Annotated in this window: 8 protein-coding genes; 5 read left to right on the forward strand and 3 right to left on the reverse strand. The window is 49.8% G+C overall.

Translation table 11 applies throughout. The annotated features are described in order from the left end of the window. Positions 1–6: 6 nt before the first annotated feature. From AAC022_RS04275 to AAC022_RS04285, 3 genes are all read left to right on the forward strand, one after another. A complete protein-coding gene (locus tag AAC022_RS04275) occupies positions 7–3,432 on the forward strand; it encodes an efflux RND transporter permease subunit (RefSeq protein WP_339728329.1) in 3,426 nt (1,141 codons plus the stop codon). Between the two features lie 46 nt (positions 3,433–3,478). Beyond that, complete coding sequence (locus AAC022_RS04280) at positions 3,479–3,979, forward strand: hypothetical protein (protein WP_339728332.1); 501 nt, start codon at positions 3,479–3,481, stop codon at positions 3,977–3,979. 127 nt (positions 3,980–4,106) lie between these two features. Continuing rightward, positions 4,107–4,454, forward strand: a complete 348-nt coding sequence (locus AAC022_RS04285) for a DUF3147 family protein (protein WP_339728334.1) — start codon at positions 4,107–4,109, stop codon at positions 4,452–4,454. 618 nt (positions 4,455–5,072) lie between these two features. On the opposite strand, the gene malQ is transcribed toward AAC022_RS04285, so the two are convergent. The 3 genes from malQ to AAC022_RS04300 all read right to left on the reverse strand — a co-directional run bounded on the left by malQ (position 5,073) and on the right by AAC022_RS04300 (position 9,451). Then, a complete protein-coding gene (gene malQ, locus AAC022_RS04290; protein WP_339728337.1) occupies positions 5,073–6,668 on the reverse strand; it encodes a 4-alpha-glucanotransferase in 1,596 nt (531 codons plus the stop codon). 178 nt (positions 6,669–6,846) lie between these two features. After that, complete coding sequence (locus AAC022_RS04295) at positions 6,847–9,036, reverse strand: sulfatase-like hydrolase/transferase (protein WP_339728339.1); 2,190 nt, start codon at positions 9,034–9,036, stop codon at positions 6,847–6,849. Between the two features lie 256 nt (positions 9,037–9,292). Beyond that, positions 9,293–9,451, reverse strand: coding sequence for a hypothetical protein (locus AAC022_RS04300; RefSeq protein ID WP_339728341.1), 159 nt, complete (start codon positions 9,449–9,451; stop codon positions 9,293–9,295). A 52-nt stretch (positions 9,452–9,503) separates the two neighbouring features. On the opposite strand from AAC022_RS04300, the gene AAC022_RS04305 reads away from it, so the two are divergent. Beyond that, on the forward strand, positions 9,504–11,876 hold the full coding sequence (locus tag AAC022_RS04305) for a PSD1 and planctomycete cytochrome C domain-containing protein (RefSeq protein WP_339728343.1): 2,373 nt from the start codon (positions 9,504–9,506) through the stop codon (positions 11,874–11,876). Positions 11,877–11,878: 2 nt separating this feature from the next. Next, positions 11,879–13,345: a DUF1501 domain-containing protein gene (locus AAC022_RS04310; protein ID WP_339728346.1), complete on the forward strand. Its 1,467-nt coding sequence runs from the start codon at positions 11,879–11,881 to the stop codon at positions 13,343–13,345. The last annotated feature ends 4 nt before the right edge of the window (positions 13,346–13,349 follow it).

The raw sequence follows: 13,349 nt of genomic DNA on the forward strand, positions 1-13,349 counted from the left end.
AATACCGTGCTCAATTCAATCATCCGACTCTCACTGACCCATCGAACGTTGGTTCTTGCCGCCTGTGTCGTTGTCCTGGCCTATGGGGGATATTTAACGACAACATTACCGATCGATGTATTTCCAGACCTTGATCGACCTCGGGTCGTGATTCTGACAGAGTGTCCTGGCATGTCTTCTGAAGAAGTCGAAACGCTGGTTACTTATCCAATAGAAACAGCGATCCTGGGAGCCAACGGGGTCGAAGATGTCCGCAGTCAATCCAGTCAGGGCATGAATGTCATTTACATCGAGTTCAGTTGGAAGACGGAACCTCGGTACGCTCGACAGATTGTGTCAGAGCGCCTGGCAAATGTTCCGATGCCACCAGGCATTCGTCCGATCATGACTCCTCAGGCATCGATTATGGGGCAGATTCTGCATGTTGGAATTCATCGCAGAAAGGGACCACAAGGTGGAAAGTTGACTGCGGTTGGGCAGACGGGATTATTGGCAGAACGCACAGAAAATAAGGCGAGGCCTGAACTGACCGTATGGAATCCGGTGAATCGAAACGATCTTAGTTTGTGGAAGAAGGTTGAAGTCGAGAATCCCAAATGGGATGAGACAAGCCCCGGGCGTGAAGTGACGTTTGTCTGGAATAAACAGTCCTACGATGTAAACTTCCCGACTCCCCTGGAAGAACGAATGGATTTGCGTACCACTGCGGACTGGTTAATCAGACCGCGATTGCTGAAGCTGACCGGTATTGCAGAGATCATTGTCATGGGGGGGGATGAGAAGCAGTATCAGGTCCTGGTTGATCCCATCAAGTTGCAAGAATATAACGTTTCACTTCAGGAGGTTGAGGCCGCCGTCCAGTCTAATAACCTGAATGCCAGTGGCGGGTTCATCATCGGTGGTCAGACAGAACGTTCTGTGAGAGTGATTGGTCGTCTTGGTGCTCTGACGAACGATGTCCTGGAAGAACTCCGAAAAGCTCCAGTCAAAATGAATGGAGACCGTGCCGTACTGTTGTACCAGGTGGCACAAATCGTGGAAGGTCCTGCCCCAAAACGAGGCGACGCCAGTATTGATGGACATGCAGGGGTTGTTATTACAATTGTCAAACAGCCGCATGCCGACACGAGAAAACTGACCGACGACGTTATGGCAGCACTGAGTGACGCAGAATCAACGCTGCCTGCCGATATTGTAATCAATACCAGCCTATTCCAGCTCAAGAGTTTTATTGACCGAGGGATTTACTACGTCGAAGAAGCACTTGTCATTGGTGCTGTTCTTGTTGTGATCGTATTATTCTTGTTTCTCCTGAACTTTCGCACAACATTCATCACGTTGACAGCCATTCCATTATCGTTGGTGATCACAACTCTGGTATTCCGCATAGTAGGGGTCATGTCTGGAACAGAATTATCAATCAACGTAATGACATTGGGAGGAATTGCAGTTGCTATTGGCGAATTGGTTGATGATGCCATTGTAGACGTGGAAAATATCTTTCGACGCTTAGGCGAAAACAATACGAGTTCAAACCCTAAACCTGCCATTGTGGTCGTGTATGAAGCAAGTAAGGAAATTCGTTCGGCAATCATTTTTGGTACAGCAGTCGTCGTCCTGGCCTTTATGCCTCTGTTTGCTTTGTCCGGCGTGGAAGGTCGTCTGTTTATCCCATTGGGATTGGCCTATATCGTTTCCATCCTGGCTTCGTTACTGGTCTCACTGACGGTCACACCGGTTCTCTCTTACTATCTCCTGCCGCAAGCAAAGGCAACTCATACTCATCAGGATGGGCGTTTACTACGGATTTTGAAATGGGGAGCGAGCTTCCTGATTCGATTCAGTATGCGACGAGCAGGAATCTTATTGGTATTGACCTGGGCACTGGTTGGCTACAGTGTCTGGGAATTGTCAAAGCTGGGAGCTGATTTCCTCCCCAAATTTGATGAGGGAAGCGTACAAATCAATGTGTCTTTACCTGGCGGATCATCACTGAAAGCATCGAACGAAGCATCCTCACTGATTGATTTGCAACTTGTCAAACTGCAGAAGTCTGCAGAAAATCCGAATGGTCCCGTATTGCACTTTTTTCGCAGGACCGGTCGCGCAGAGCTGGATGAGCATGCTCAGCCAGTCAACGTTGGTGAATACATTTTGACGATGAACCCAGACTCAGACCATGGTCGGGACGAGTTTCTGGACACACTACTCTCTGATTTACGCTCAAATGTACCAGGGGTGGGGATTGAAGCGGAACAACCCCTTTCTCACCTGATCAGCCATATGCTATCCGGAGTCAAAGCGCAAGTCGGGATTAAGCTGTATGGAGACGACCTCGACAAGCTGCGCGAGTTGGCAGGAGAAGTCCGCGACGCGATCACTGATATTCCTGGTGTGACACCTCCCATCATCGACCCTCAGGAACGGGTAGACGAGTTACACGTTGTACTGAAACCGGATGAACTGGCTTTCTTTGGTCTGAGCCGGAAATACGTAGCCGACTTCGTACAGACTGCACTTAAAGGTGAAGCAGTCTCTCAAGTATTGGATGGTCAGAGACGATTTGATCTTGTGATTAAACTCAACGAACAGTATCGCTCAGATCCCTATAATCTGGGTGAACTGCGTATTGATCTTCCCGATGGGCGGGGGCAGATACGTTTGCGAGAAGTGGCCAACTTCCCAGGTTCAGCCAGTGGACCAAATTTGATCAACCGAGAAAACGTCAGACGCCGTCAAACAATCCGTTGTAATGTCTCAGGACGTGACCTCGCCAGCGCAGTCTTTGAAATTGAAGAACGGGTGCGTGATCAGGTCGCATTGCCAACCGGTTACTTTGTTGAGTTTGGGGGGCAATTTGAAGCTCAACGGTCAGCTACGTTTCTGATCACAATTCTGGCGGCAGTTTCAGTCGCTGGAATATTTATAGTTCTCATGATGCTTTATCCGTCAGCGCGGATCACGTTTCAAATTCTGAACGCCATCCCGACTGCTTTTATTGGTGGTGTCTTTGCACTAGTATTAACTAACCAGACTCTGACCGTGGCTAGCATGGTAGGATTCGTTTCCCTGGGAGGAATTTCTGTTCGAAACGGCATCCTGTTAGTGACACACTACTTTCATTTGATGGATGAAGAAGGGGAAGCGTTTAGTCAAAACATGGTACTGCGGGGAAGTTTGGAAAGACTTGCTCCGGTCCTGATGACCGCATTGACTGCCGGTATTGCTTTGATTCCTCTTGTGGTGGGTGGTAATAAACCAGGGCTAGAAATTTTATACCCTGTCGCCACTGTGATTTTGGGAGGTCTGGTAACCTCAACGTTTTGCGAATTTTTTATTCATCCCGGATTATTCTGGAAATTTTCGGGGAAGGATGCCGAACGACTGGTCCGTAGTAAAAGCTCTGATGAAGAACTGCTGCGATCTGTATAAGAATGTAATACACGTAAACTATTTCTATCATGCAAAGGAAAACGAAATGATGTACACAAAATCGCTGGGCTTACTGTTGGCAGCTTTACTCGTCACCGGTTGCTCGGACAAAGGCACTACCGACGCTCCGAAAACGGAAACTGCACAGCAGCCCGAAAAACAGAATGAGATTACCAGCACCGAAGAACATGCACCACACGGTTCAGGACCAAATGGCGGGGTGGTGTTTGATCTGGGAAAATATCACGCCGAATTCACAGTGGATCATCCCAAGCATGAATGCATGATTCTTTTTATTGGTAACGACGAGAAAACACCGGTAGCGGTTACAGCCAAAGAGCTGACGCTAACCACAAAAGAGACAAAAACCGAAGATGGTAAAGTAGTTCCTCCCATGACAGTGAAGCTGGTACCCCAGGATGAAACCGACGGGAAGGCGACGAAATTCGTCGGCACAGATCCTGGCATCGGTAATGTTGCCGACTTTGAGGGCACGGTTCTTGGTGAGGTTGATGGCAAGCCCTCTCAAGGAGAGTTCAAAGAATAAACTGTCTGATGATAATTATGGTTTCCATTGAGGTCGCCGCCTCCGGTAAAACGGTTGCGGTGGCCACAGGAGGCTCAGACAAAAATGAGTCAAGACGTATCAACCGCGGAGAGACCGGAGACAAACCATGTATTATTTCTTTAAAGTTGCTTTGACAGCGGTACTGGTTGTAGCTGTATCGGAAACCTCGAAACGCAGCTCTCTCTTAGGCAGCGTCCTTGCCTCTCTGCCGCTTGTGTCCTTCTTAGGCATGGTCTGGCTCTACATCGACACTGGGAGTATAGACAAAGTCTCCGAGCTGTCCAGGAATATTTTCTGGCTCGTCCTGCCGTCGCTCTCATTCTTTCTACTCTTGCCATATTTACTAAAGAAAGGAGTCGGCTTCAGTGCCAGCTTCGGGATATCAACTTTGGTGATGATCGGTCTCTATCTCGGAATGGCTTTCTGTCTGACAAAGTTTAACATTGAGGCATAGGCATCTATACAACAATAATGACTAACTACTAATAATTGACCGATCGCTGATTCAGTCTCAAGGTTTGCCAGCCCAACGCAACGCGTTCGGGACGCAGAGGTCGCAAGTTCAAATCTTGTCATCCCACCCCTAAGCAATTTTATATAAGTACTTTACAAGATCGACTTTTGGTCCGCTATTCTGAAATTTTCCGTGTATAATTACTACTCTCTGAGCCGCCCAGAATCGCTTCTCTCGCATCCTGCTCCCAAATCGTGCCTAAGGGCGACCAGCTCTCATCAGGTACCAGTACTTGCGATATAATCTAGTACTCGGAAGCTATGCTGACACTTTTTGAGTGTACGCAAAGGGTCTCCAAGCCGTCTGGCTATCGCTACAAATTGGGCAGTCACCCCCTTCCGAGTAATCAGCCGTACGCGAATGCACAAGTCAAGCATAACCGTGGGAAGATAATTCATTAGGCAACCGAACCCCCAGAAATTTTATCAGGATTGTTCCTCTTACAGTCGGACTCCGTCATCTTTCCAGGGAAACAATCCTGATAACCAAATACTCTCATAACAACTGGTACTGAAAGAGGGAGCCTGCCACTGTAGTTGATCAAGAATCGAATGTTTTTCAGCTCCCTTCATTCAGATCCTCAGAATTCGTCGAGACTTTATCCACTGATTGAATCACAGGTAACCGATTCGTATTTGTCGTCAATTCCCGCAGCCATGTGAAGGCGGGATCAAATAGCATGTCTGCAGTACATCGCCAGCGCCAATTCCCCCCTGCACGACCAGGTACATTCATTCGGGCGTTTGCTCGCAGATTGAGTACATCCTGCAGTGGAGTCACCGCGAGCGTCGCAACAGACGACCATGCCAGATCCAATAAGACCGCCGATATTTCCCGACTCTTCAGTATAGGACGTTGCAGAGATTCACACACGACCTTCCGCTGATCCTTCGTCAGTGATTCATACCAGCCGCGCGTGGTGTTATTGTCATGAGTCCCAGTAAAGACAACAGTGTTCGAAACATAGTTGTGAGGCAGATAGGGATTCTCGGAATTGCCATCGAAAGCAAACTGGAGTACGCGCATTCCCGGTAGATGAAACTCGTCTCTGAGCATCGTCACATCTGGCGTGATAATCCCCAAATCCTCGGCAATCAAGGGAAGCGAACCGAGTTCGTTTTGGACTGCACTGAAAAAATCGTGCCCCGGCCCAGGCACCCATTGCCCTGCCCGAGCGTTCGGTGCCCCGTTTGGTATGTGCCAGGCTGCTGCAAAGCCACGAAAATGGTCCAGACGAATCAAATCCACATGAGCCAGCAAAGCACGGATGCGGTCGATACACCAGCGGTAACCGGTTTGACGGAGAGCATCCCAGTCATAAACCGGGTTGCCCCAGAACTGCCCTTTGTCGCTGAAATAATCAGGAGGCACGCCAGCAACAAAGCGGGGCCGTAATTCATCATCGAGCAGAAATAGCTCCGGATTGGCCCAGACATCACTTGAATCAGGCGAAACAAAAAATGGCAGATCACCAATGAAACTAACTCCCCTGTCGTGAGCATACTCCTTTATGCGTTTCAATTGCCGAAAGACCAGGAACTGCGCCAGGCGCACCTGATCCATTTCATTCGCCAGTTCCTGCCGTGCCTTCACCAGAGTGGCCGGATTCCGATGAACAACTTCGGTCGGCCATTCGAGATAACAGGCACCGTGATGCCTGTCTTTAAGTGCCTGAAACAAGGCATAGTCATCCAGCCAGTCTTTCTGTTCTTGACAAAATGTTTCGAACGCGTGTTTCAGCTCTGACGCAGCTCTTTCACTAAAGTGAGACCCGACAATTTCGAGTAGACGTTGTTTGAACAATCGGACGGCATCAAAGTCCACTGCGGATTCTGTGAAAGACATGCCAGAAAGATCAGTCTTGTGTAATAAACCGTCCGCAACCAGATCATCCGGACTGATCAAAAGCCAGTCGACAGCGAAAGAAGAGAGAGGCTGATAAGGCGAGTTACCATATCCCGTTGGTCCCAGTGGTAGAATCTGCCACCAGGATTGACCTGCCGCTTGAAGCCGGTCAATCCAGTCTCGTGCCTCTGAACCAAAATCACCAATCCCATAGGAAGACGGCAAGGATGTCACAGATAACAACACGCCGGCACCACGGTAATTTGGTGAAAAAAAAGAGCGATCTGCAGGATTGCTGCTGTTATTCATAATCTTCCTTCATCCAGATCAGAAGAATTCAGAACAATACTCGCCAACAGCACATCCTTGTACCTTTACCGCTGCTGGTGGCATCCAGGAATGAGTCTTCCTGCTTCAGTTGATCAATATAAACTCCGATTCGACAGACATAGCCTGAACCGGGTGACTGACTCCCCTGCCCTCAAAATCAGCGCTGACTGTAAATCGGCGGCTTCCAGTTCTTCGGCAATCGCCCCTGAGGTCGTACGCCATAGGCGTCCGCCGGGATAGGGTGGTCTTTCGCCTGTTCCAAGGGAAGTTCATCGGGCAGATGCTTGATTTTGAAATCCTTGTATTGAATTTTCATGGCAGGGCCCACATGAACCTGCACCGCCAGAACCCCTTCCAGAGCGCGACCTTTTTCATCCAGGTCAATCAGGTTAGCTGTTTTGTGACCATCGATCCAATGCTGGTGGTGATTCCCCTCTACCAACACGCGGAATTCATGCCATTCGTCGGGAGCAAACGTTTTGACGGGCATTTTTTCGATAACCCACGGTTGACCATCCGGAGCAATAATCACATTTTCTCCCGTGTGCGACAGAATACGACGGCCGCGTTCCTCATACAGCATTCCGTTGTAGTTCGGATTATTCGCAACAACATCACACTGATAACCAGTGACAATGTCCAAACCAAGATCCGGCCGCGACATGCCTCGATACTGCAAGCCACTGTTTCCGCCGGCAGTCACCTTTACTTTTACACGCAAATCAAAATTGCGAATCGTCGAATCTTTCCAGGTGATAAAATGATTCATTTTCAACGTACCATCTGTTTTTCCGGTCAATGCACCCTCTTCGACTGACCAGTGCTTTCGATCGCCGTCCCAGTGACGCAATGTTTTACCATCGAATACCCGAACGAAACCCTCCTTGTCAGCTCTGGCACCGACGGCCGCCGAGGCTTGCGGATGAGGTGCCGTCGATGCGGTAAATTTCCCTTTAAGAGGATCAAGCGGGCCTCCCAGCTCTTCGACACGTTCAGTTGTCCGCTTTCGCATCTCTTGCAAGGTTTTTGCATGCTGAGGTTCTCCCGCTAAATTGACCAGTTCATCAGGATCGTTTTTCAGATCGTGAAGAAATTCATGGTTTTCATGGTCAAAATAGCGCACATATTTAAATTGTTCGTTGCGCAAACCTTCATAGGCAGGAATGCGACTGCGAACTGCAAAATGTTCGTGGAACGTCTCTGTTCGCCAATCGGCAGGTTTTTCCTGTTCTACGATTGGCTTCAAACTATGCCCCTGATATCGTTCGGGAATTTTGACTCCCGCCCAGTCAAGAAAGGTGGCCGGAAGATCCAGATTTAACGCCGACGCATTGGTAACCTTTCCACGCTGTTTTTGTGGAACACGTGGATCAGCCACAATCAAAGGCACCTTGATCGCTTCTTCGTAATGGGACCACTTGCCCGCCAAACCACGATTCCCCATGTAATAACCATTGTCAGCGGAATATACGATGATTGTATTGTCAGCCAGACCAGCCTCTTTCAGTGCCTGCATGAATCGTCCAATGGCACCATCAATGCCACTGACCATTCGGTAGTATGCACGCATGTTTGTCTGATATTTACCCTCGGTATTCCAGCGCCAGAAGTAACGCTCGCGGTTGATCGTCGTTTTTAGAAAGTCAGGTTGCCCGTTGAAAATCGCGGGGTCACCAAGACGGGGCGGTGCAATGACAATGTCTTCGTACATCCCATCAACGGCGCGGGGCCACGGAAAATGACCAATTCCCGGTCGCCGATCACTGTCCTCAGCGTGGCAGGCATTAAACCACATGTTCAACGCGAACGGTTTGCCTTTCGGTTGTGATTTCACAAACTCAATACCACGATCGACGATCAACTCTGTTTCATGCCGCAAGCTGCCATCAGGTTGTTTTTTATAATAAGGATTTCGGCTGATTGCTTCAAATTCATCAAAATGGGCTTCTCTTTTATATCCTTTCGGCATCTTGGCATGCCATTTTCCGAAGTAGCCCGTGCGATATCCGTTTTGACGCAGAATATCAGAATACAAAGTCTCTACCGCATCGGGACGCGCCTGTTCCGGAGCCCCTGAAGTCCCATAGCTTCGCCCCGTGAGGCCGGTAAGGATCGTCGTGCGACTCACCCAGCAGATTGCCTGACTGACATAAGCGTTTTCAAATCGCGTACCACGTGCCGCCAATGCGTCGATATTCGGAGTCTGAACAACCTGATTGCCATAACAGCCAACCGTGCTGGTTGTTTGATCGTCCGCAAAGAAGAAAACGATGTTCGGTCGCTCGTCAGCATAAAGTTGACTGGAGAATGCAAAGAGAACGGGAATCAGCAGCAGGATGGATTTCATAGCAGAGTTTCATTGGTTTGAGATTGAGTGCATGAGTCAGAAGCCAATTTTCACAATAAAATTGTATCATTGATGCTATTGAAAGCCACCCGGGCACTCAGATTATTTCTCCACTTTAAATTAACCTGTGATAGAACAGATATACTCATGTGACAAAACACTGGTACTGTGCTGATCAAAGGCTTGTATTCTGTGTTGCCACCGGGTTAAAATTTAAACTCTCTCCTTGTTAGCATAACCCATACGCTGATTGAGATCAGATCAGTAGTTCATCAAGGTTGATTCCACTACCGGAAAAGACAGTCTGCCAGCGAAACCGTTTTTCAATATTTAGCCATCCGCGTCGATCTTCCATTTTGATCAAGTGACGGCTCAATCCCACAGGTTGAAAGTCAGTTTGCGAAATGAATGACAAGAGCTTCCTCACCAATTTCATAACAGCAATATTCTCACTGCTGATCATATCAGTGGGAACATCTTTCAGTGCAGAACCAGTTGACTTTCGCCGTGATGTTGCTCCAATCTTACAACGCCACTGTCTGAGTTGTCACAATGATCGAGTGCGTCGAGGCGGACTCTCACTGCACTCGGCTCAGGCTGCTGCAAAAGGTGGCGAGAGTGGCCCGTCGATCGATCCGGGTGACCCGGCTGCCAGCTATCTGTTTGACTTGATTTCTCCAACAGATGGAACTGCTGAGATGCCTCGCGACGAACCACCGCTTTCCGAAACAGAGGTGGTGACGATTCATGGCTGGATCAAGACAGGCGCTGCCTGGCCTGCAGACTTCGAAATTAAACCACCGGTACTATGGTCACTCAAGCCACTTCATCGCCCCCCTGTTCCTGCAGACATCGAACCAACAGCAGAATTCCCAATCCGCAATCCGATCGATGCGTTTGTGGCGGCGCGACATAAAAAAAACGGACTCAAACCAGCTCCCGGAGCCAGTCGCCGCATACTCATTCGCCGACTGTATCTCGACCTGGTAGGCCTACTCCCCTCACCAGAGGAAGTCGAATCGTTTGTATCCGACGAAGATCCACTTGCCTATGAACGGCTGGTGGATGAGCTATTAGCATCTCCTCATTTTGGTGAACGTTGGGGCCGCTACTGGCTGGACCTCGCCCGCTATGCAGACAGTGATGGCTACCTGGGAGACAGCATCCGACCGCATGCCTGGGTCTATCGTGAATGGGTCATTGATGCCATCAATCAGGATTTGCCCTTTGACCAGTTTTCCATTCAGCAACTGGGGGGAGACCTGCTCGAAAAACCAACGTTATCCCAGAAAATTGCGACTGGTTTTCACCGAAACACACTGAGTAACACAGAAGCCGGCGTCGATCTCGAATTGTATCGCACCAAAGAAATTGTCGACCGCGTGAATACGACGGGCATGGTCTGGCTCGGTTTTACATTTGGGTGTGCCGAATGTCACGATCATAAACACGATCCGATTTCTCAGAAAGAATTCTACCAGATTTATGCCTTCTTCAATAACGCTAATGAAACCACAGCCAAAGTCAAGAATTCCTGGGAGGACCTAGAATACGAACAGGCCCGTCAAAAGTGGGAACCGGCGTATCAAAAACTTCTGTCGGAATTAACAGCGTATGAAAACACCAGTATTACAGAGAAACAAAAAACCGAAATCACCGGTATCCTGAACAAACACAAAAAATCGTCCGAACTGAAACGCCTCTCTCCTTTTTATCAAATCAAAAAAGCAGGTTGGAAAGACCTCTCTTCCAAACTGGATCAACACCTGCAGACAAAGCCGTCTCCCCCCGCGACGAAGGCGCCCATTTTCACGGAACGAACAAAGGACAGGCGGGACACCTTTATCCATGTTCGCGGCATTTACAATCGTCCCGGCGAAAAAGTGAATCCTGGCACGCCCTTCGTGCTTCCCGATCTATCATCGCGAAACCAGGCGCCCGATCGACTTGATCTCGCCCAATGGCTCTTTCAGGATAATAATCCGTTGACACCCCGAGTGGCCGTCAATCGCATCTGGCAACACTTAGTTGGCCAAGGCCTTGTTTCGACTCCCAACGATTTCGGAACGAAAGGCGAAGCCCCCACTCATCCACTGCTTCTGGACTGGCTCGCCTCGGAATATAAAAGTCGTGAATGGAGCCGCAAAGCGATGATACGTCTGATCGTGATGTCAACTACATACCGTATGTCTTCAGCGTCAAATGCCAGTTCCAACCCCCAAGACATCAATAATCAGCTGTTGTGGAGACAAAATAGCTATCGGCTCGAAGCCGAAATCGTGCGCGACATTCATCTGACAGCCAGCGGGTTAATGGACCGAACCATTGGACGGCGTGGGATCAGGCCGCCACTGCCGGCATTCGTCACTGATGTCGGACGGAGTGTAAAATGGCCCGCCACCCAGGGGAGCGCGCGTTATCGGCGTGGAATGTACATTGTCTTTAAACGAACGGTCCCCTATCCGATGCTGATGACGTTTGACGCTCCCGATGCCACCGTTTCCTGCAGCCGCCGCGAACGCTCTAACACACCGCTTCAGGCACTCACACTATTGAACGGCCCCCTATTTTTTGAAAGCGCGCAGGTACTGGGACAACAGATGTATGAACGGTATTCCGATAATTTCCCCGCGGCCGTTCGGGAAATGTTCATGCGCTGCCTTGCTAGGCCAGCCAGCGAACAGGAACAGAACCATCTCAGCGCTGCCTATTCCGATCTGCTTCAATTAGCCGACAAGAGAAATAAAGATACAAAACAAACTGAGAACCCCCAACTTACCGCCCTGATTCAAATCGCACGGATCGTCATGAATCTGGATGAATTTATCACGCGAGACTGAATATGTTGCCCCCATCATCTAACAATAAGAATGAGCATGCGGCTTTGAACCGACGACGGTTCTTTGCTACCGGTGCCAGCGGTCTGGGAACTGTGGCGCTCGCTGCGCTGATGCAGGACAACGGCTTACTCGCCGGCGAAGTGCCGAAGCAACTGGCGCATATTGCACCACGTGCAAAACGCTGCATCTACCTCTTCATGGAAGGGGGACCGAGCCAGATGGACTTGTTCGACCCCAAACCAAAGTTGAACGAACTCGACGGTCAGCCGATGCCAGAGTCTTTACTGAAAGACATTAAATTCGCCTTCATCCAGAAAGAAGCGGCACGGCTCATGGGCAGCCCGCGCACATTCAAACGTTATGGCGAATGTGGCATGGAGCTATCAGACCTGCTGCCTCACCTCAGCACCTGCGTCGATGACATCGCGTTGATTCGTTCGATGCACTGTGAACAATTTAATCACTTGCCCGGCCAACTCATGATGCTCAGTGGTTCGGACCTGCAGGGACGACCGACACTGGGTTCGTGGCTCAACTACGGTCTAGGCAGTGAATCACAGAATTTACCTGGCTATGTGGTCCTCGCAACGTTGGGTCGCGGCTTGCCCGGCGGCGCATCCAGTTGGTCAAGTGGTTTTCTGCCTTCTCAATACGCGGGCACGTTGTTTCGTAATCAGGGAAGCCCGGTACTGAATTTGGCCAATCCACCGGAAATTACGCCGGAAGCACAGATGCGAAGCCTTGAGACCATCAACAAATTAAATGGCCTGCGATTTGAGCAGATTGGCAACCCGGAAGTCGCCAGCAGAATCAAAGCCTATGAGCTCGCCTTCCGAATGCAACAGACAGCACCGGAGTTACTCGATCTCTCTGGCGAAACCAAAGCAACTTTAGAAGAATACGGCGTCACACGCGAGGAATCCGCGAAAAGTAATCAATCCGGTTTTCTAGGTTCGTATGCACGAAATTGCCTGCTCGCCCGGCGCATGGTCGAACGCGGCGTCCGGTTTGTCACGCTCTTTTTATCAACCTGGGACCATCATAGTTCGCTGGACAGCGGTTTGAATCGTTACACGAAGATCTCCGATCAACCGATCGCGGCGTTACTCAAAGATCTCAAGCGACGGGGTTTGCTCGATGAAACACTGGTCGTCTGGGGCGGCGAATTCGGACGGACGCCGTTGGGAGAAAACCGCGCCAACCTCAAAACCGTCACGGGGCGCGACCATCACCCCTATTCCTTTAGTATGTGGCTCGCAGGCGGCGGCATCAAAGGAGGCCAGGTCATCGGCGAAACCGATGAAATCGGTTGGGGCGTCACAAAAGATCCCGTCCACGTCCACGATCTGCACGCCACCATCCTGCACCTGTTCGGCCTGGATCATGAGAAACTGACCTATCGCTTCCAGGGCCGCGACTTCCGTCTCACCGACGTTTCCGGAAATGTGGTCAAACAGTTGCTGACGTAAAAGA

It is taken from the genome of uncultured Gimesia sp. (assembly GCF_963976445.1).
Classification (GTDB): Bacteria; Planctomycetota; Planctomycetia; order Planctomycetales; family Planctomycetaceae; genus Gimesia.

Bases quoted from the DNA above. Each gene is read 5' to 3' on its own strand.
- AAC022_RS04280 (WP_339728332.1), top strand. From the start codon at position 3,479: ATGATGTACACAAAATCGCTGGGCTTACTGTTGGCAGCTTTACTCGTC.
- AAC022_RS04285 (WP_339728334.1), top strand. From the start codon at position 4,107: ATGTATTATTTCTTTAAAGTTGCTTTGACAGCGGTACTGGTTGTAGCT.
- malQ (WP_339728337.1), bottom strand. From the start codon at position 6,668: ATGAATAACAGCAGCAATCCTGCAGATCGCTCTTTTTTTTCACCAAAT.
- AAC022_RS04295 (WP_339728339.1), bottom strand. From the start codon at position 9,036: ATGAAATCCATCCTGCTGCTGATTCCCGTTCTCTTTGCATTCTCCAGT.
- AAC022_RS04310 (WP_339728346.1), top strand. From the start codon at position 11,879: ATGTTGCCCCCATCATCTAACAATAAGAATGAGCATGCGGCTTTGAAC.